At 43.9% G+C, this 18,743-nt stretch carries 17 protein-coding genes; 11 read left to right on the forward strand and 6 right to left on the reverse strand.

Features of this window, described 5'->3' with window-relative positions; genetic code table 11:
• The first annotated feature begins 99 nt into the window (after positions 1 to 99).
• The 8 genes from rlmN to der all read left to right on the forward strand — a co-directional run bounded on the left by rlmN (position 100) and on the right by der (position 9,001).
• Complete coding sequence (gene rlmN / locus L884_RS0116950; RefSeq protein ID WP_028768609.1) at positions 100 to 1,221, forward strand: dual-specificity RNA methyltransferase RlmN; 1,122 nt, start codon at positions 100 to 102, stop codon at positions 1,219 to 1,221.
• Between the two features lie 32 nt (positions 1,222 to 1,253).
• On the forward strand, positions 1,254 to 2,042 hold the full coding sequence (pilW, locus tag L884_RS0116955) for a type IV pilus biogenesis/stability protein PilW (protein ID WP_037411119.1): 789 nt from the start codon (positions 1,254 to 1,256) through the stop codon (positions 2,040 to 2,042).
• On the forward strand, positions 2,042 to 3,067 hold the full coding sequence (locus L884_RS0116960) for a RodZ domain-containing protein (RefSeq protein WP_028768611.1): 1,026 nt from the start codon (positions 2,042 to 2,044) through the stop codon (positions 3,065 to 3,067). Before pilW ends, L884_RS0116960 begins: the two co-directional genes overlap by 1 nt.
• Positions 3,068 to 3,081: 14 nt before the next feature.
• On the forward strand, positions 3,082 to 4,197 hold the full coding sequence (ispG, locus tag L884_RS0116965; RefSeq protein WP_028768612.1) for a flavodoxin-dependent (E)-4-hydroxy-3-methylbut-2-enyl-diphosphate synthase: 1,116 nt from the start codon (positions 3,082 to 3,084) through the stop codon (positions 4,195 to 4,197).
• 136 nt (positions 4,198 to 4,333) lie between these two features.
• Positions 4,334 to 5,608: a histidine--tRNA ligase gene (gene hisS, locus L884_RS0116970; RefSeq protein WP_028768613.1), complete on the forward strand. Its 1,275-nt coding sequence runs from the start codon at positions 4,334 to 4,336 to the stop codon at positions 5,606 to 5,608.
• A gap of 15 nt (positions 5,609 to 5,623) precedes the next feature.
• Complete coding sequence (locus tag L884_RS0116975) at positions 5,624 to 6,244, forward strand: YfgM family protein (RefSeq protein ID WP_028768614.1); 621 nt, start codon at positions 5,624 to 5,626, stop codon at positions 6,242 to 6,244.
• Between the two features lie 11 nt (positions 6,245 to 6,255).
• Positions 6,256 to 7,443 (forward strand): outer membrane protein assembly factor BamB, encoded by a 1,188-nt coding sequence (gene bamB / locus L884_RS0116980; RefSeq protein WP_028768615.1) that lies wholly within the window; start codon positions 6,256 to 6,258, stop codon positions 7,441 to 7,443.
• 85 nt (positions 7,444 to 7,528) lie between these two features.
• Positions 7,529 to 9,001, forward strand: coding sequence for a ribosome biogenesis GTPase Der (gene der / locus L884_RS0116985; RefSeq protein ID WP_028768616.1), 1,473 nt, complete (start codon positions 7,529 to 7,531; stop codon positions 8,999 to 9,001).
• Between the two features lie 185 nt (positions 9,002 to 9,186).
• Here the strand turns inward: der and L884_RS0116990 are convergent, their stop codons facing one another.
• The 4 genes from L884_RS0116990 to xseA all read right to left on the reverse strand — a co-directional run bounded on the left by L884_RS0116990 (position 9,187) and on the right by xseA (position 13,056).
• Complete coding sequence (locus tag L884_RS0116990; protein WP_028768617.1) at positions 9,187 to 10,089, reverse strand: hypothetical protein; 903 nt, start codon at positions 10,087 to 10,089, stop codon at positions 9,187 to 9,189.
• Between the two features lie 2 nt (positions 10,090 to 10,091).
• Positions 10,092 to 10,700 (reverse strand): DUF998 domain-containing protein, encoded by a 609-nt coding sequence (locus tag L884_RS0116995; protein WP_028768618.1) that lies wholly within the window; start codon positions 10,698 to 10,700, stop codon positions 10,092 to 10,094.
• Between the two features lie 157 nt (positions 10,701 to 10,857).
• A complete protein-coding gene (locus tag L884_RS0117000) occupies positions 10,858 to 11,577 on the reverse strand; it encodes a hypothetical protein (RefSeq protein ID WP_028768619.1) in 720 nt (239 codons plus the stop codon).
• 141 nt (positions 11,578 to 11,718) lie between these two features.
• On the reverse strand, positions 11,719 to 13,056 hold the full coding sequence (gene xseA, locus L884_RS0117005; RefSeq protein ID WP_028768620.1) for an exodeoxyribonuclease VII large subunit: 1,338 nt from the start codon (positions 13,054 to 13,056) through the stop codon (positions 11,719 to 11,721).
• Positions 13,057 to 13,175: 119 nt separating this feature from the next.
• Between xseA and guaB the strand changes: the two genes are divergently transcribed.
• The 3 genes from guaB (at position 13,176) to tadA (ending at position 16,981) form a co-directional block, all read left to right on the forward strand.
• Positions 13,176 to 14,648 carry an IMP dehydrogenase gene (guaB, locus tag L884_RS0117010; protein ID WP_028768621.1) on the forward strand — a complete coding sequence of 491 codons (1,473 nt, stop codon included), beginning with the start codon at positions 13,176 to 13,178 and terminating at the stop codon, positions 14,646 to 14,648.
• A 122-nt stretch (positions 14,649 to 14,770) separates the two neighbouring features.
• Positions 14,771 to 16,348: a glutamine-hydrolyzing GMP synthase gene (gene guaA / locus L884_RS0117015; RefSeq protein WP_028768622.1), complete on the forward strand. Its 1,578-nt coding sequence runs from the start codon at positions 14,771 to 14,773 to the stop codon at positions 16,346 to 16,348.
• A gap of 84 nt (positions 16,349 to 16,432) precedes the next feature.
• On the forward strand, positions 16,433 to 16,981 hold the full coding sequence (gene tadA / locus L884_RS22295) for a tRNA adenosine(34) deaminase TadA (protein WP_425423500.1): 549 nt from the start codon (positions 16,433 to 16,435) through the stop codon (positions 16,979 to 16,981).
• Here the strand turns inward: tadA and L884_RS23100 are convergent.
• Positions 16,971 to 17,108 carry a hypothetical protein gene (locus L884_RS23100; RefSeq protein ID WP_156925714.1) on the reverse strand — a complete coding sequence of 46 codons (138 nt, stop codon included), beginning with the start codon at positions 17,106 to 17,108 and terminating at the stop codon, positions 16,971 to 16,973. The genes tadA and L884_RS23100 overlap by 11 nt on opposite strands.
• Positions 17,109 to 17,238: 130 nt before the next feature.
• On the reverse strand, positions 17,239 to 18,714 hold the full coding sequence (gene mltF / locus L884_RS0117030; RefSeq protein ID WP_028768623.1) for a membrane-bound lytic murein transglycosylase MltF: 1,476 nt from the start codon (positions 18,712 to 18,714) through the stop codon (positions 17,239 to 17,241).
• Positions 18,715 to 18,743 lie beyond the last annotated feature (29 nt).

An 18,743-nucleotide genomic window follows, 5' to 3' on the forward strand; every position in this document is an offset into this window, starting at 1 on the left:
CAGGTTTAGATCTTTGGTGATAGCTGTGGCTAATATTTGTTAAGATCTGTATAATTCGCCGCCCACAAGCTGGTTTTAGGTTTTTTGAGGTTAGACAAAATGAGTGAAAAGAAGATCAATTTATTAGATCTTGATCGTAAAGCATTAAGAGCGCTATTTACCGAGATGGGTGAAAAGCCATTCCGTGCTGATCAATTAATGAAATGGATTTATCATTTTGGCGTTAGTGACTTTGAAAAAATGACTAACATTAACAAAGCACTAAGAGCAAAGTTACAAGCCAAGTGCGAAATCGTTGCGCCAGCTATTTCGAGTTATCAAAAGTCTGCCGATGGTACAATTAAGTTTGCTATCAATGTTGGTGACGGCCAAGAAGTTGAAACGGTTTATATTCCTGAAGATGACCGTGCAACGCTTTGTGTATCTTCTCAAGTTGGTTGTGCTCTTGAATGTACTTTTTGTTCTACTGCGCAACAAGGCTTTAACCGTAACCTTAGCGTGGCAGAGATTGTAGGCCAAATTTGGCGAGTTGCAGACTTCATCGGTTTTGTGAAAGACACAGGTGAGCGTCCGATCACGAACGTAGTGATGATGGGCATGGGTGAGCCACTGCTTAACCTTAAAAACGTCATTCCTGCGATGGATATTATGCTAGATGATTTCGGTTTTAGTTTATCTAAGCGCCGCGTTACCGTGTCGACATCGGGTGTGGTTCCAGCGTTAGATAAATTAGGCGATGCATTAGATGTGGCATTAGCGGTAAGTATTCACGCACCAAACGATGAGCTTCGTGATGTTTTAGTGCCAATTAATAAAAAGTATCCGCTTGAAGAGTTTTTAGCTGGAATTCGTCGTTATATAGCCAAATCAAACGCAAACCGTGGCCGTGTAACGCTAGAATATGTGATGCTAGATCATATTAACGACAGTACAGACCAAGCGCACGAACTGGCTAAGCTGATGAAAGATACGCCTTGTAAGGTTAACTTGATTCCGTTTAACCCATACCCAGGTTCTCCTTACGGTCGCTCATCAAACTCACGAATTGACCGATTCTCGAAAGTATTGATGGAATATGGTCTGACAGTTATTGTGCGTAAGACTCGCGGTGATGATATTGACGCAGCTTGTGGTCAATTAGCTGGTGATATTCGCGACAGAACTAAACGTTTAGCGAAAAAACAAATGCAACAGAGTCAAATTTCGGTCACAATGAACTAACTCTTTGTATCTAATGATAGATGGGCTTAGCAATGAATCAGAGAAAGGTGGTATTGCCGTTGGTATTTATTTTGTCATCTATGATGGCAACGGGGTGCGTAACCCAAGATACCTATACCGGTACTGATACTCCTGTCTCTGAGCGTAAAATTAACAAAGAAGCTGCAGCACGTCAGCGAGTGCAGCTTGGGTTAACCTATCTACAAAAAGGCAATAGTGAACAAGCAAAAGCCAATCTCGATCGAGCCGAGGCTTTTGCTCCAGATTTGGAAGAGGTTCACATTGCCTTTGCTTATTACTACCAATCGGTAGGTGAGCTGGAAAAAACAGAGCAAGCATATAGAAAAGCGATCAACACCAGCAACGTCACCGGCGATGCATATAATAATTTTGGTGCTTTTTTATGCCAGCAAGGCAAATATGCTGAGTCTGAAAAGATGTTTTTAGCAGCGGTTGATCAACCTCTGTATACCCGTTCGGCCTCAACTTACGAAAATTTGGGAATTTGTAGCCGAAAAGCAGGTCAAATTAGTCAAGCGCAGCACTATTTTGCTATGGCGCTTAAGTACGATCCTAGAAGACGCACCTCATTGATAGAGTTGACAGAAATCGATTATGAACAGGGTAGATATGCTGAAGCTAAAGCGCAGCTATCTCGTTATCATAGGGTTGCGTTAGAGTCAGCCACCAGTCTGGCATTAGGAATTAAAATAGAACAAGGTTTGAATGACGAAGAAGCCGTAAAGCGATTTGGAATTTTACTACTGGCAAAGTTTCCTCAGTCAATTCAAGCCAAAGAATATCGGGCTAGTATGCATTAATGAAAAATGAACAGAATCAAGCGCCCAATGTAGATAATGAAAGCCTAGTGGATGAACCTACGGTCACACTGGGCGTTTTGCTAAAAACAGCGCGCGAAAACAAAGGTTTGTCAATTGAGGCATTGGCGTCGCAATTACATTTACGCCCTGCAATCATTGAACAGATTGAGGCTGACAATTTGCAAGAGGTGGGTGCCTCTACTTATGTACGTGGTTACGTAAAAAACTATGCTAGAGCTGTGCAAGCCGATCCGTTTGCGGTGAAAGAATGCTTAGATAAGCAGCTTGAAGACGATGAAAAGCCGTCAATGCAGAGTTTTTCCCGCAAGACTACCCATCAAGCACGTGATGGCCGTCTAATGGCGCTGACCTATATTATTGTATTTGTGCTACTCGCACTTATGGTGTTGTGGTGGTTCCAAAAGTCATCAATGGAAACCGCAGTTGATTATTCACAACCTACCGCTGAAGAAGTTGCCGCATCCGCAGAAAGCGGTTTGCCTAATCCTGTAGCCGCTCTTTTAGATGCAGATAGCAGTGATACTACCGTAGTTAACGGGGTGGAAGGTGCAAACTTAGATTACGCCAGCGAACTGACTGGTGAGGATCCTGCACTTGCGGTTGCGCAAGATTTAACGAGTAACACTACTGGCCCAGACACAACAGATGTGGCTTCAGTGCAACAAGGTCAGACTCGCACAGAAGCTGTAAATCAAGCTGCAGCTGCAGAGCAAAATGATGTAGCGACAACTCAAGTCAGTGATACTACCGATTCAAACTTAACCCTTACTTTAACTGGCGATTGCTGGATTAAAGTGACAGATGCTAGTGGCAAGATATTGGTAAGCGATCTAAAGCGTAGTGGTAACCAGATTAATCTTACTGGCCCGGCACCTTTTGCGGTCACACTCGGTGCGCCGCAAGTGGTTAATATTCAACTTAATGGCGCTGATATCAATTTAGACGCGCAGAAGTACCCTCGCGGTAAAGTGGCTAGACTAACCTTGCCACTTGCTGAGCAATAACAGAGCACAACACCATGTATAACGAATCTCCTATTATTAGACGCAAATCAAGCCGAATTTATGTTGGCGACGTACCAATTGGTGATGGTGCACCGATTGCGGTTCAGTCAATGACTAACACGCGTACGACTGACGTTGAAGCAACTGTTGCTCAAATTCGTTCCTTAGAAAACGTTGGCGCTGACATAGTACGTGTTTCTGTGCCGACGATGGATGCTGCAGAAGCGTTTAAGTTAATTAAACAACAAACTAAAGTACCGTTAGTTGCAGATATTCATTTCGATTACCGTATAGCACTTAAAGTCGCAGAGTACGGTGCGGACTGCTTACGCATCAATCCAGGTAATATCGGCAACGAACAACGTATTCGCAGCGTGGTTGAGTGCGCACGTGACAAAAATATCCCTATCCGTATTGGTGTTAACGGCGGTTCATTAGAGAAAGATCTAATGGATAAATACAAAGAGCCAACGCCAGAAGCATTGCTTGAATCTGCAATGCGTCATGTGGATATTTTAGACCGTTTGAATTTCGACCAATTTAAAGTGAGTGTTAAAGCATCTGATGTGTTCTTAGCGGTTGAATCTTACCGTTTACTGGCTAAGCAAATTGTACAACCACTGCACTTAGGAATTACAGAGGCGGGTGGTGCACGAGCTGGTTCAGTAAAATCAGCTGTTGGTTTAGGTATGCTGCTTGCTGACGGTATTGGTGATACTTTACGTATATCACTGGCCGCTGATCCTGTAGAAGAGATCAAAGTGGGCTTTGATATTTTAAAGTCGCTACGTATTCGTTCACGCGGTATTAACTTTATTGCTTGCCCATCTTGCTCGCGCCAAGAGTTTGATGTGATTGCTACGGTTAACGAGTTAGAACAGCGCCTTGAAGATATCGTTACGCCAATGGATGTATCAATTATTGGCTGCGTGGTTAACGGTCCTGGTGAAGCACTGGTATCAGATATCGGTTTAACAGGCGGTAACCGAATGAGCGGTTATTATGATGACGGTGTGCGTCAAAAAGAGCGTTTTGACAACAACAATATTGTTGATTCACTTGAAGCTAAAATTCGTGCTAAAGCGGCAATCGTTGCTGGTCGAATTCCTGCACAAGATTTAAATAAGTAAGTACAATATCATCACAAGCCCGCTGCGCAGGCTTGTGATTTTTTATAGCTGAATCCAGCTGTTGTACGTTGAGCCTCGAAACGCCTATAATGCGAGGCGTTTTTTAATTTTATATAGCAAATTTACGAGTCGAATAGTGGCAAAACAGATCCAAGCGATTCGCGGAATGAATGACATTCTGCCAACTCAAAGTCCTTTATGGCAAAAACTTGAAACCGTATTACGTGACACTGTTGGGTCATATGGTTACAGCGAAATTCGTACTCCTATCGTTGAAAGTACAGATCTCTTTAAGCGCTCTATTGGTGAAGTGACTGATATTGTTGAAAAAGAGATGTATACCTTTGAAGATAGAAATGGTGACAGCCTAACGCTTCGTCCAGAAGGTACCGCTTCGACAGTACGCGCTGGTAACGAACATGGTTTGCTATATAACCAAGAGCAACGCCTTTGGTATATGGGCCCAATGTTCCGCCACGAACGCCCACAAAAAGGTCGCTACCGTCAATTCCATCAGTTTGGTGTTGAAGTATATGGCATTCCTAGTGCAGATATCGACGCAGAAGTATTAATGCTATCTGCCAAGCTATGGGAAAAGCTAGGCATTACTGAACATGTCACACTTGAATTAAATACCTTAGGTGATACAGAAGAGCGTGCAGCATACCGTGACGCGCTAATCGCATTCCTTGAGCAGCATAAAGACGTATTAGACGAAGATAGTCAACGTCGTATGTACACCAATCCATTACGTGTTCTGGATTCTAAGAATGCAGATGTGCAGGCGCTTTTGGCCGATGCGCCGGTATTAATGGATTACTTTGGTGAAGACACGCGTTCACATTTTTCACATTTATGTGAACTCTTAGAGGCTGTCGGCATCCAATACACAATCAATCCTCGCCTAGTGCGTGGTTTAGATTATTATAATCGCACTGTTTTTGAGTGGGTTACATCAAGCTTAGGCTCGCAAGGCACAGTATTAGCTGGCGGTCGTTACGATGGTTTAGTGGGGCAACTAGGTGGTAAGCCTACACCTGCTGTTGGTTTTGCAATGGGCCTTGAGCGTATTGTATTACTACTACAAACCCTTGAGCTTGATAAAGACATTGGTCCAAGCGTAGATGTGTATGTTACGGCTATGGGTGACAGCTGTCGTATCGAAGCGTTTAAGATCGCTCAAGAACTTAGAACAAGTTTGCCTAATGCGAAAGTGATGAGCCACTGCGGTGGTGGTAACTTTAAGAAGCAGATGAAGCGAGCAGATAAAAGTGGTGCCTCAGTTGCGCTAGTTATTGGTGAAGATGAAGTGGCTAATAACCAAGTGGCAGTTAAGCACCTTCGTGAAGATAAAGCACAAGAATTGGTTGCCCGTGATGCATTGGCGGCTTATATTGCAGAACTGATTTAAAAGGGGAAGACTGAAGTGGAAATCTATAGCACAGAAGAGCAACAAGTAGATGCTATCAAACAGTTCTGGAAAGATTATGGCACATCAGTTGTTATTGGTGCCGTTGTCGGTTTAGGTGGATTATTTGGTTGGAACTATTATTCTGACCACCAAGTGGCTCAAGCAGAAGCTGCTTCTGAGTCATTCCAAGCGTTAAGCAGTCAAAATACTGCTGATGCAGCTATGTTAAGCGCAGCAGAGAATTTTGCCAAAGAGCACGGTCAAAAAGGTTATCAGTCACTACTTGAGCTACTTGTAGCTAAGTCTGCGGTTGAGACAGGTGATCTTGCTAAAGCAGAAGCAACACTTAAAAATGTGATTGCAACTGATGTTGATGCCAGCATTAAACTGATTGCAACAATGCGTCTTGCTCGTGTTCAAGCAGAACAAGGCCAGTATGCGATCGCAATTTCGACACTTGAGCAAATCACCGAGCCAGCTTCAGCTGCACAACGTGATGAGTTAAAAGGTGATTTCTTAGTTCGCCAAGGCGAAACAGAGAAGGCAAAGGTTGCCTATCAAACAGCAGTAGACAATGGTGGCACTATGACTAGTCCAACATTACAAATGAAGCTTGATAATCTGAACAAGGCATAAGGAATCTGCCCATGAAGTCTTGGTGCAAAACGCTACTTGCATGTGGAATGAGTATAGGCATGTTGTCTGCTTGTTCTTCAAGTGACGTAGAAGAAGAACCTGTTACTCCGTTAAGTGAAATCCAAGCAACTGTGTTTCCTCAAGTGAGCTGGAGTGCAAATGTTGGTAACGGTGTCGGTGAATACTACTCACGCTTACGTCCAGCAGTTAATTACGGCAAACTGTTTGTTGCAGATCGCTACGGCAAGGTCGAAGCATTCGATGAAGTAACCGGTGAGCGCATTTGGCAAAATGATTTTAGCTCTGCATTTAGAGATAATGCATTAGCAAAAAATAAAGGTGCACGTTTAGCGGGTGGTGTTACAGCGTCACGCAACAAGGTTTTTGTGGGCGGCGAAAGTGGCTTGTTAGCGGCATTTGATGAAGCAACAGGCGAAGCAGTTTGGCATGTAATGGCAGGCGGCGAACTACTATCAGCACCAACGGTTGGTGAAGACGTGGTGGTGGTAAATACTGGCGCCGGTACCTTAGAAGCATTTGATGTGGAAGATGGTACACAACGCTGGGTATATGAAAACCAATTACCGACACTGACGCTACGTGGCACAGGTGCAGCTTCCTATGAAGCGGGTGGTTTCTTTGTGGGAACTGCCGATGGTAAAATCGCCGTTGTGATTAAAAATAATGGTCAGGCAGCTTGGGAACAAGCTATCTACACGCCAACGGGAGGCAATGAGTTCTCGCGTATGGCCGATGTGGATATGAAGCCGCTATTAGTAGGTGAAAACCTATATGCTGTTAGCTATAACGGTAACTTGGTATCAATGGAAATGCGTACTGGCCGAATCGTTTGGTCACGTAGCTACTCAAGTTTCCATGAGTTAGCCTATTCTGGTGCAAGCCTGTTTGTAGTTGATGACCACAGCCGTGTTTATGCTGTTGATAGACGAAATGGTCTAGAGTTATGGAATAACTCTGAGCTGACCAATCGTGATTTAACCGCTGCAGTATCTTTTAAAGATTACGTAGTAGTGGGTGATTTTGAAGGCTACCTTCACTTTTTAAACAAGTCTGACGGTCAAATCGTTGGCCGCGTAGAAGTGGATAGCTCAGGTTTATACAGTCAGCCATTAGTTGTGAATGACAACTTGTATGTGCAGACTCGTGGTGGAAAAGTGATTCGAGTAACACTTCCGTAAGCCTAGTCGTAAGCGATGATAAGGCCCCTGGATGTGTGTCCGGGGGCTTTTTAGTTATTAGAAAATGAGTAATAGAGGCAATTAAATGATTCCTGTTGTGGCCCTAGTTGGGCGACCAAACGTTGGTAAGTCGACCCTTTTTAACCGACTTACCCGTACCAGAGATGCGCTTGTCGCTGACTTTCCTGGGCTAACTCGGGATCGTAAATACGGCCGAGCACATCTTGCAGGTTATGAGTTCATCGTAGTTGATACTGGTGGTATCGACGGCACTGAAGAAGGGATTGAAACTCGCATGGCCGAGCAATCTCTCGCTGCGATTGAAGAAGCAGATGTCGTGCTATTTATGACAGACGCTCGCGCGGGTCTAACTGCTGCCGATCTTGCGATTGCTCAACATTTACGTAGCCGCGAAAAAACAACTTTTGTTGTGGCTAACAAAGTTGATGGCATTGACGCTGATTCTGCTTGTGCTGAATTTTGGTCACTAGGCCTAGGTGAAGTTTACCAAATGGCAGCGGCGCAAGGCCGTGGTGTAACCAACATGATCGAGTATTCTCTAGCACCATACGCAGAAGCGATGGGCATTAAAAAGCTAGAAGACGGCGATGATGATGAAGAAGAACGCGAGTTTACTGAAGAAGAAGCAGAAGCTGAGCAAAAGCGTCTGCAAGACTTGCCAATTAAGTTGGCGATTATTGGTAAGCCAAACGTGGGTAAATCAACGCTAACTAACCGTATCTTAGGTGAAGAGCGTGTAGTTGTTTACGACGAGCCAGGCACGACGCGTGACAGTATTTATATTCCAATGGAACGTCAAGGCCGTGAATACGTATTGATTGACACAGCGGGTGTCCGTCGTCGTAGTAAGGTACATGAAACTGTTGAGAAATTCTCAGTAATTAAAACCCTTAAAGCGGTTGAAGACAGTAACGTCGTGTTATTGGTTATCGATGCTCGTGAAGGTATTGCAGAACAAGATCTAGGTCTATTAGGCTTCGTGCTAAACGCTGGTCGTGCATTAGTGATTGCGGTGAACAAGTGGGATGGTATTGACCAAGGCGTTAAAGATCGTGTTAAGAGCGAGCTTGATCGTCGTTTAGGCTTTATCGATTTCGCACGTATTCACTTTATCTCTGCACTTCACGGTACAGGTGTGGGTCACTTATTTGAGTCTATTGAAGAAGCGTACGATAGTGCAACGCGCCGTGTAAGTACATCTATGCTGACGCGTATCATGCAGATGTCGCAAGACGACCATCAGCCGCCTTTGGTTAACGGTCGTCGCGTTAAGCTTAAGTATGCTCACGCAGGTGGTTACAACCCGCCAATCGTGGTTGTACACGGTAACCAAGTTAAGAAGCTTCCAGATTCTTACAAGCGTTACATGATGAACTACTTCCGTCGTTCATTAAAAGTGGTTGGTACACCAATCCAGCTGCGCTTCCAAGAGGGTGGCAACCCGTTTGACGGCATGAACAGTAAGAAACTGACTGTAAGCCAAGAGCGTCGCCGCAAGCGTATGGTTGGCCATATTCGCGATAAGAATAAAGATTAATCTTTACGCTTGATTGCAATAGTCGAATGATATTGAAAAGGAACCCTAGGGTTCCTTTTTCTTATTTAGAAGTTGAGTGATCTTTTTCTAAAACAACTGCTTTAATCGCCCGCACGCTGATAAAGATTAGTCTTTTTCACTTTATTTAACTAAAGCGTTTATAAGCCCCGTTGAGTCAAAAGCAGCTAGATAACTGCATTTTTTGAAAAATGCTTTGCAACAGCTATTAGTTGTGACTGTTGTTTGCCCGATACCCAATCAAGGTTGAATAAATAGCAAATGGACTCCGCCAAGGTAATTTGATGTAGATTCGATTCAAAGCCAGTTAATAGCTTAAAACTAGCTGATTCTAGTGTTTGTTTTGTTTCACTATTCGAAGCATGATTGCTAATTTCAGGCTTGTCTGCGTTATCTTTAAATTTCCAGTGGCACTGCTCATCTAGGTTTATTAGCAGTTGCTGGAAAGTCGCTACAGGTATTTGGCCTTCTACTCGTAAAATTGACGCGAGAGCAATCAGGTTATGCCCCCAAAATCCGGGGTGTTTCAGCGCGTTTTTCAGTACTATTTTGGCGTTAATGTATACAGGTTTGTGGTAGTCATCTGCGACAGGATATGACAGGTGGTTATTACCGTAGAATGTTGCCGTTACAAACTCACAGAAACGTTCAATAAATCTTAGCTTTTGAGTTTCTGAGTTAATAAGTGGCCAAGCTTGCTTAAAGGCAATGAGTACAGAGACGTTATGGCTGAGGTATTCATTTTGCTGACTACACTGCTCAAAGTAGAAGTTAAATATCTCGTTAGTATCGTGTTGATTAAACCAGTCTTGCATCGTGAAGTAGGCGTAGGGATAGATCGCATGGCCTAAAATCCAGTGGCGTCTGCGTGAGATGGGTTCAAAGGGCATTGAATCGGCTTTAAGGATTGCTAAGTCAAAGCTGGGTTCCTCTAATTCGATGAGCTTGTGAATTTTTTGCCAATCTTTTTCAGGCCAATCAAATTGTGCTTTTAGCGATTCAATAGCGAGATAGCATTTTAGTGCATGTTGTTGATGAATCGCTGCGACTCTAGTAAGCACGTCATCCATGATTAGACTCCTACAATGAGTGAAAATAGGCTTAACCAAGCTAGCTGTACGCCATAAGATAGGCGCTGATAGACACCTGGGTTAGTTTGCTGTTTAACGGCTCTCGCCATTGTAAATAAGTAATAAATAGCCACAATAACTGAGATAGCAGAAAAGATCCGAAAATACAAAGGGGTGCTTGCTGAAGTCGGGGCGAAAACGATTAATATCGGGGCGATGAGTAATGCAAGTAGCATAATAAACCCAGCCCAAGAATGTACCTTGCAGGAAAATGAGGGGGACTTAGTGAAAGGATCTGCATCCATGGGGAAGTAGCCTGCAATCCATGTTGTGACCCCATGTAAAATGATAAATCCGCCGCAGCTCCGCACTAACACGTCAACATTAGCAAGCTCGATTAGATACCAGCCAAACAAGCTGAACAGCAAACCAAGTGGATAGTTATTGATGATAGGGGATAGCTTTTCGGTGGGACTACCGCTTGCGCCTAACTCACTGCAAAACTGTTTTGCGTGGCGATAGCCGGGGTAATACCGCCCAGCAATATATACGCCGACTATTATCCATATTGTTGCGATTAGTCCTGAGTAAGACGCTAAACTGGTAAACATCACTGGTTCCTTGTGTGTTTCAATTTTGGTAACTTATCGAGCATTATTGCAGCCAATAATGCTCGTTTAATTAATTGCTCCTTATCTGTGTCTTTTACTTCTAATAGTGCACGATAAGAACGGGGGAAATTGAAAAAGCCTATGAATGTATGGCGACTTATTTTGTACTTTGTTCGACAACATCTATGAGTCGTTGTTTCAATGGCTCGCTTATCGGAAACGTAAAGCTGGCACCCTGCATTATTACAACGGGTTCAATAGCCTGATCTTCTTTGTAAGCAACAACATAGTCATTGTCGCTCACCATCTTTTGGTAATGTGTTATCGCATAAATTGCTGATTTTCGATCAAGGTCTTTGTAGGCGAACTCCGAAGTATGAGATAACTCATATTCAGTGTCTCTTTGTTGTTGAAAACGTCTATCTGTGCGACTGACAAAGCCGCGCATGCCACCGGTTTCAATATAAGAGTTACTGGTACCTTCAATTCGATTGACGCTAATACCGTCAGGCGTAGCGATTTGATGACCACTCCAGAAGTCAATTTGCTTATGTTTTAAATCAACTCGGATGTCGTTGAATTCTACATGCTTAAACATATCGTTATCGGTAGTGCGAGTATTATAGCGATACTGCACAATCAAGCTTTCAAAGGGGCTATCTTCACCTGAATGGTGACAAGTAATACTGACAATATCAGGCAGAGGCTCGCATAAGCGTTTTACTAACTCAGTTTTAAAGCCATGCTTTGTCGCTGCAGCAGTAAATGTGTCAGAGATGGCGACTTTACTCTCTGGTGTGGCATAGGCATTGAGATTTAGTACTGCCAGTATTAGGCCTGCTGACAACTTTACTTTGTTGCTGATGTTGATTTTCATGTAATTATTGGGCTTATTGATTATGTTAATTAAATTCAAACTGACGCCAGAATTGCGTCGCCGCCAGTTATAGTGCCATTTTGCTTAAAATGCAGATGATTATCTGCACGCGAGATGCAGCTTGCTGCATATCGCAGTGCGCTAACTGATTTTAACCACAGTTGAAGTCACGCTGCCATCGCGTAGGCGAGTAGTTAGCGTATCGCCAATGCCGGTATCTGATGGAGACTGCACAACTTTACCATCACCTGAAAGCGTAATGCTGTAACCACGGCTTAAGGTTGCTAGCGGGCTAACGGTTTCTAATTGTTGTGCGCGATGGGCAAGCCGCTGCTGACTCATTGTCAATTTATCCTCCATGGCATCGTTAAGCTTGGCGCTTAAAAAATTTAAACGTTGGGCTTCGAGAGTCAGGCGGTGCTGCGGTGACTGATTGGCCAAGCGGTTACTTAAGTTTTGCTGCTTTAATGTGTGTGCATGCAGCTTAGATTGCATAGCTTGCTGTAAGCGTAGTTGCATTTCATCAAAGGTTTGCTCATACATTTGTAAGCGGCGCTGGGGATCTTGTTTTTGCAGGCGGTGCTCGATGTTTTGCACATGGCTTTGTTTCTTTAACTGGTAGTGCTGCCAAGCTTGTTTCAGACGCGAGAGCTGAGCCAATAGTTTTTGCGCTTTATTATCGGCATCTTTCGATAATAGCTCAGCACCTGCTGATGGCGTCGGCGCCCGCAAATCTGCCACATAATCACTGATAGTCATATCCACTTCATGGCCAACGGCTGAAACCACAGGAATACCACTATTATAAATAGTATGAGCTAGCCCTTCGTCATTAAAGCTCCATAAATCTTCCAATGAGCCTCCACCACGGGTGACAAGTAATACGTCAACCTCAGCTCGCGAGTTGGCTAGGTTAATTGCGTCACAAATGCTTTTGGCAGCATCAGTGCCTTGCACTGGCGTTGGATAAATGATGACCTCTATCGATGAGTCACGGCGGGCAAGTACATGTAAAATATCGCGGATCGCTGCGCCAGTAGGTGAGGTGACGACACCTATTTTTTGAATATTAGTGGGTAGCGGCCGTTTTGTGTCGGTGGCAAATAATCCCTCTGCCGCGAGCTTCATCTTTAATGCTTCATATTGCTGCGCCAGTAGTCCGTCACCTGCCGGTAGCATAGATTCAATAATGAGTTGGTAGTCACCGCGAGGCTCATAGACGCTGATATTACCTTTAACTAACACTTGCTGGCCGTTTGCAGGGCGAAAGGTGACCGCTTGATTACGGCCTTTAAACATGGCACAGCGTATTTGTGAGAAATTATCTTTAAGGGTCAAATACCAGTGGCCTGAACCCGGTGCAGCAAAGTTTGAAATTTCAGCATTAAGCCAAATTCGTCCTAGTTGCCCCTCTAAAAGCTGTCTCACTTCACCGTTGAGGCGAGAGACGGTATAAACATCATTTTTTGGGCTTTTCATAATTTTTTATACACAAATACGATTTAATCTCTATTTTCCATTTACCAACTCAGATATGCAAGGTATAATCTCGCCGCAATATTTCACCTCTAATTCCTAATCTCTTGGGGAGATGTTGCATGTTAAGATTGAAAAAAGAAGCGCTTACCTTTGATGATGTGTTGCTGGTTCCAGCGCACTCTACCGTCCTCCCAAATACAGCTGTTTTAAAAACACGCCTGACGAATAAGATTGAGTTGAATACTCCAATCGTATCTGCCGCTATGGATACCGTTACAGAAGCCCGCTTGGCAATTGCTATTGCTCAAGAAGGTGGTCTTGGTTTTATCCATAAAAACATGACGATTGAGCAACAAGCTGAAGAAGTTCGCAAAGTAAAAATCTATGAAGCGGGTATTGTTCAGCAGCCGGTAACAGTAACGCCAACAACCACGTTAGCCGATGTTAAACTATTAACAGAAAGAAACGGTTTTGCGGGTTACCCTGTGGTAAACGAAGCTAACGAACTTGTGGGTATTATTACAGGTCGTGACGTACGCTTTATTACTGATTGGTCACGTACTGTTGATCAAGTGATGACACCGAAAGAGCGTCTAGTCACAGTACTAGAAGGCACTAAGCTAGATGAAGTGCAAAAGCTAATGCACTCTAACCGCGTAGAGAAAGTGTTAGTTGTTGATAACAACTTCAAACTTAAAGGTCTTATCACAGTAAAAGATTTCCAAAAAGCTGAGCGTAAGCCAAATGCATGTAAAGACGAGTTAGGTCGTTTACGTGTTGGTGCAGCTGTTGGTGCAGGCGCAGGTAACGAAGAACGTGTAGATGCGCTAGTAAAAGCGGGTGTAGACGTACTGCTTATCGACTCTTCACACGGTCATTCAGAAGGTGTATTACAACGTATTCGTGATACTCGTGCTAAATACCCAGATCTACAAATCGTTGGTGGTAACGTGGCAACGGCTGAAGGTGCACTAGCACTTGTTGAAGCGGGCGTTAACGCAGTTAAAGTCGGTATTGGTCCTGGCTCAATTTGTACTACCCGTATCGTTACTGGTGTAGGTGTACCGCAAATTACAGCCGTTTCTGATGCTGCCGCTGCGGTTAAACATTTAGACATTCCAGTTATTGCTGACGGTGGTATCCGTTTCTCTGGTGATCTTGCTAAAGCACTAGCCGCTGGCGCATCGTGTATCATGGCAGGCTCTATGTTTGCAGGTACAGATGAAGCACCAGGTGAAACTGAGCTTTATAATGGTCGTGCTTATAAATCATACCGTGGTATGGGTTCACTAGGTGCTATGACTCAAACTCAAGGATCTTCAGATCGTTACTTCCAAAGCGATAATGCTGCAGACAAGTTAGTACCTGAAGGTATCGAAGGTCGTGTTGCTTACAAAGGTAAGTTAAAAGAGATCATTCACCAGCACATGGGCGGTTTACGTTCATGCATGGGTCTAACCGGTTGTGCAACGATTAAAGAACTAAATGAGAAAGCTGAGTTTGTGAAAATCACCGCAGCTGGCATGGGCGAGTCTCATGTACACGATGTGACGATTAGTAAAGAAGCACCTAACTATAGCACTCGTTCTTAATAAGTATTTTAAATCTTAAAGGCGACATATAATGTCGCCTTTAAATTAAACCAAATAGACAACTCAAAGAGTGTTGCTGTTTGGTTAGTTAACAATGTTGAAATATAGAGATAAGGTACCCCATGAGCAACATTCATGAGCATAAGATCCTCATTTTAGATTTTGGATCGCAATACACCCAACTGATCGCCCGTCGTATCCGTGAAATCGGCGTGTATTGTGAACTTTGGGCTTGGGATGTTTCTGAAGAGCAGATCCGTGAATTTGCTCCAAACGGCATTATCTTAGCAGGTGGCCCTGAAAGTGTTACCGCTGAGAACTCACCACGTGCACCAGAATATGTGTTTGACGCTGGCGTACCTGTACTAGGTATCTGTTACGGCATGCAAACTATGTCTGAGCAGCTTGGTGGTAAAGTAATTCAAGGTGTGGGTGAAGGCGAGTTTGGTTATGCGCAAGTAGAACTGCAAGCTGAATCTGCACTATTTAAAGCAATTGAAGATGCAGTAAGTGAAACCGGCAAGCCACTACTTGATGTGTGGATGAGCCACGGTGACAAAGTATCTGAAATTCCAGAAGGTTTCGTAGCTGTCGCTAAAACTGAAACCTGCCCATTTGCTGCTATGGCAAATGAAGACAAGCAATTCTACGGTGTACAGTTCCACCCAGAAGTGACTCACACTCGCCAAGGTAAGCGTATGCTTGAGCATTTCGCGCTTGAGATTTGTGCGTGTGAAGCAAATTGGAAGCCAGCATCAATCATTGAAGATGCCGTTGCTCGAATTAAAGAGCAAGTGGGTGATGACGAAGTTATTTTAGGTCTATCTGGTGGTGTTGATTCATCGGTCGTGGCTATGCTTATTCACCGCGCAATTGGTGACAAGCTAACTTGTGTATTCGTTGATAACGGTTTACTACGCCTAAACGAAGCGCAGCAAGTAATGGAAATGTTTGGTGATCATTTTGGTTTGAACATTGTTCATGTTGATGCTGAAAACCGTTTCCTAGACGCAATGGCAGGTGAAGCAGAACCTGAAGCTAAACGTAAGATCATTGGCCGCGTATTCGTAGAGATCTTCGATGAAGAATCTAAGAAATGCGTTAACGCTAAATGGCTTGCTCAAGGCACTATCTACCCAGACGTTATTGAGTCTGCAGGTAGCGCAACAGGTAAAGCACACTGCATTAAGTCACATCATAACGTTGGCGGTTTGCCAGATGATATGGAAATGGGTCTGGTTGAGCCATTACGTGAATTGTTTAAAGATGAAGTACGTAAGATTGGTCTAGAACTAGGTCTTCCATACGACATGCTTTACCGTCATCCGTTCCCAGGACCAGGTCTTGGTGTACGTGTACTTGGTGAAGTGAAAAAAGAATACTGTGACTTGCTACGTTTAGCTGATGCTATTTTCATCGAAGAGCTACGTAAAGCTGATCTTTACAATAAAGTAAGCCAGGCATTTACGGTATTCCTACCAGTTCGTTCTGTAGGCGTAATGGGCGATGGTCGTAAGTACGACTGGGTTGTTTCATTACGTGCTGTAGAAACTATCGACTTTATGACAGCGCATTGGGCACACCTACCTTATGATTTCCTAGGTCGTGTATCTAACCGTATCATCAACGAAGTTGATGGTATTTCGCGCGTAGTTTACGATATTTCTGGTAAGCCACCTGCAACGATTGAGTGGGAATAATCTTCGGATTATAATAACGCTTAAATAAAAGGTGCTTCGGCACCTTTTTTATTGCTATTAATCACATTATCTCTGGAGTTTGCTTTGCCGCAATTTGACTCAATACAGCAACAAGATCTTCATTTTATGAGGATGGCAATGGATATGGCTACGAAAGCCGAAGCCAAGGGCGAAGTGCCTGTTGGCGCTGTACTGGTTAAAGATGGTGAAGTCGTCAGCGCGGGTTTTAATTACTGCATTGGGCTACATGATCCCAGTGCCCATGCTGAAATGCAGTGCTTACGTCAGGCCGGGCAGATCTTACAAAACTATCGCTTATTAGGTACCACGTTATATGTCACCTTAGAACCCTGTGCAATGTGCGCCGGTGCGATAGTGCACTCACGTGTAGGGCGCTTAGTGTTTGGTGCTAAAGATCAGAAAACAGGCGCTGCGGGTACGGTCATTGATATTGTGCGCCACAGTGCCTTTAATCATCTAGTTGAAGTCGAATCTGGCGTGCTTGAACAGGAATGTGCAGAGCAACTTAGTGCTTTTTTTAGACGCCGCCGAAAAGAGATTAAGGCTGCTAAAGCGTTGGCTAAACAGCAGGCATTGGACAATGGTAACCTAGACGGATTGACTAAGGGTTAGAAAAACTCTCTGCTGCAGGTTTAATAAAAACAAAATATTGCTTTTGACGCCCTAGTACTTTTTGGTGACGGGTTTTTAACTGGCTACGACGACGTGCAGCAACGTTGTTGATTGCTTTCTTTCTCATATTAAGCCCCTCTATTATTGTATTGTTCAGCTTCATTATGTAGCAAACTTCATTATCAAAAGTCTATGTGACAATCATTAATCTTTGATGAATTTATTATATATATCACTTGTGTGATATTAGTTTAAAGTTAGTTAGCATCAGGCTGCTGTAATACAGGCTTTACTGGTGACTCAAGTACAGGCTCTGTTAACGGTTGCATATTAGGCACAGGCTCTTGGATCTCAGCTGTTTGCAGCGGTTTATTTCTTAGCTCTAGCAGCATGTTTTGATTATCTATCCATACTAATGTGTCGTAATAGCGGCGAATGCTATCGACATAATGCACAGCTTCATTACCGCGAGCATAACCATAGCGAGTCTTTTTGTAGTATTTGCGTTTTTGCAAAAGTGGCAAAACCGACTTTACATCACGCCAGGCACTTGGGTTAAGTCCCTGTGCTTGCGCTAATTTACGCGCATCTTCAACATGGCCAAGGCCAATATTGTATGAGGCGAGGGCGAACCACATCCGCTGGCTTTGCGGAATCGAATCAGGGAGACGATCCAGCATACTATTGAGGTACTTAGCGCCACCTTGAATACTTTGGTACGGATCGAGACGGTTTTTAATTCCCATCTGTTTGGCAGTAGGTAAGGTTAACATCATCAATCCACGCACACCGGTTGGTGAACGGGCGTTGGGGTTCCAATGTGATTCTTGATAGGCTGTTGCGGCAAGTTTGCGCCAGTCAATGTCGCCTGCGTACTTTTCAAAGGTTGCTTGGTATTTTGGTAATTTATTGTCTATTGCGCGAATAAAGGCACGGGTGTCAACGTAATCAAAGCGTTTCACATGGGCAAAATACTTTTCATTTAAATGTGCCAACGTGCCACTGCGTTTTTCAATATGCCAAAAAGCCAGCAATTGACTCATTAGCTGATCGCTATTTTTAGCAGGTAGCAACCAAACCACGGGTTGCTTACGTTTTAATACCAAGCCTTCACGTAGTTCAGGCATAAATCGGCGATTAATATCTAAACTGGTTGAGTCTGCAATCGTGTAGGGGATATCACCCGCAGCAATCATCGCAAGCAGCTCTTCAGCGTCTTTGTCTTTTTCCTGATTCCACACTAAATCCGGGTTGGATTTTTGTAGCTCAGTTAATGTATCGACAAAAGAGGAATCGGTGATGACGGTGATCTCACCGTCAAGTTTATTGATATCTTTAGGAATTGGCGTGCCTTGGCGATAAACCAATACTTGATTTACTCGGTATAGCGGCGGGCCGACTCTAAACTGTTCGCGTCTTGCTGGCGTATCACCTAATCCAGCAGCAATGATGTCAATCTCACCTTTTTTTAGCGCAGCATAGAGCTCGCTGATATTGGCATAGGGCTGCATTTTTAACTCGAGTTCGAGGAAGTCGGCAAAACGCTGCGCCATTTCAAAATCGTAACCAGAGTCGCCTTGGCCTGAAGTAAAGTAGATTTGAGGGCCGTACAAAGTGCCAACGTTGAGGTGAGTCGGTTTTGGCGGCGTAACGGGTTTTGCTTGCTCCACGACAACTTTCTGGCAGCCAGCCAGCAAAGCGATACAGCATAGAGTGAGCAAGATTTTTTTCATGATTAAATCTAATTTACAACATAAGTTTA

It is taken from the genome of Shewanella fidelis ATCC BAA-318 (assembly GCF_000518605.1).
Lineage (GTDB): Bacteria > Pseudomonadota > Gammaproteobacteria > Enterobacterales > Shewanellaceae > Shewanella > Shewanella fidelis.

Coding starts and splice junctions, on each gene's coding strand:
- rlmN (WP_028768609.1), top strand. CDS start 100: ATGAGTGAAAAGAAGATCAATTTATTAGATCTTGATCGTAAAGCATTA.
- pilW (WP_037411119.1), top strand. CDS start 1,254: ATGAATCAGAGAAAGGTGGTATTGCCGTTGGTATTTATTTTGTCATCT.
- L884_RS0116960 (WP_028768611.1), top strand. CDS start 2,042: ATGAAAAATGAACAGAATCAAGCGCCCAATGTAGATAATGAAAGCCTA.
- ispG (WP_028768612.1), top strand. CDS start 3,082: ATGTATAACGAATCTCCTATTATTAGACGCAAATCAAGCCGAATTTAT.
- bamB (WP_028768615.1), top strand. CDS start 6,256: ATGAAGTCTTGGTGCAAAACGCTACTTGCATGTGGAATGAGTATAGGC.
- der (WP_028768616.1), top strand. CDS start 7,529: ATGATTCCTGTTGTGGCCCTAGTTGGGCGACCAAACGTTGGTAAGTCG.
- L884_RS0116990 (WP_028768617.1), bottom strand. CDS start 10,089: ATGGATGACGTGCTTACTAGAGTCGCAGCGATTCATCAACAACATGCA.
- L884_RS0116995 (WP_028768618.1), bottom strand. CDS start 10,700: ATGTTTACCAGTTTAGCGTCTTACTCAGGACTAATCGCAACAATATGG.
- L884_RS0117000 (WP_028768619.1), bottom strand. CDS start 11,577: ATGAAAATCAACATCAGCAACAAAGTAAAGTTGTCAGCAGGCCTAATA.
- xseA (WP_028768620.1), bottom strand. CDS start 13,056: ATGAAAAGCCCAAAAAATGATGTTTATACCGTCTCTCGCCTCAACGGT.
- guaB (WP_028768621.1), top strand. CDS start 13,176: ATGTTAAGATTGAAAAAAGAAGCGCTTACCTTTGATGATGTGTTGCTG.
- guaA (WP_028768622.1), top strand. CDS start 14,771: ATGAGCAACATTCATGAGCATAAGATCCTCATTTTAGATTTTGGATCG.
- L884_RS23100 (WP_156925714.1), bottom strand. CDS start 17,108: ATGAGAAAGAAAGCAATCAACAACGTTGCTGCACGTCGTCGTAGCCAG.
- mltF (WP_028768623.1), bottom strand. CDS start 18,714: ATGAAAAAAATCTTGCTCACTCTATGCTGTATCGCTTTGCTGGCTGGC.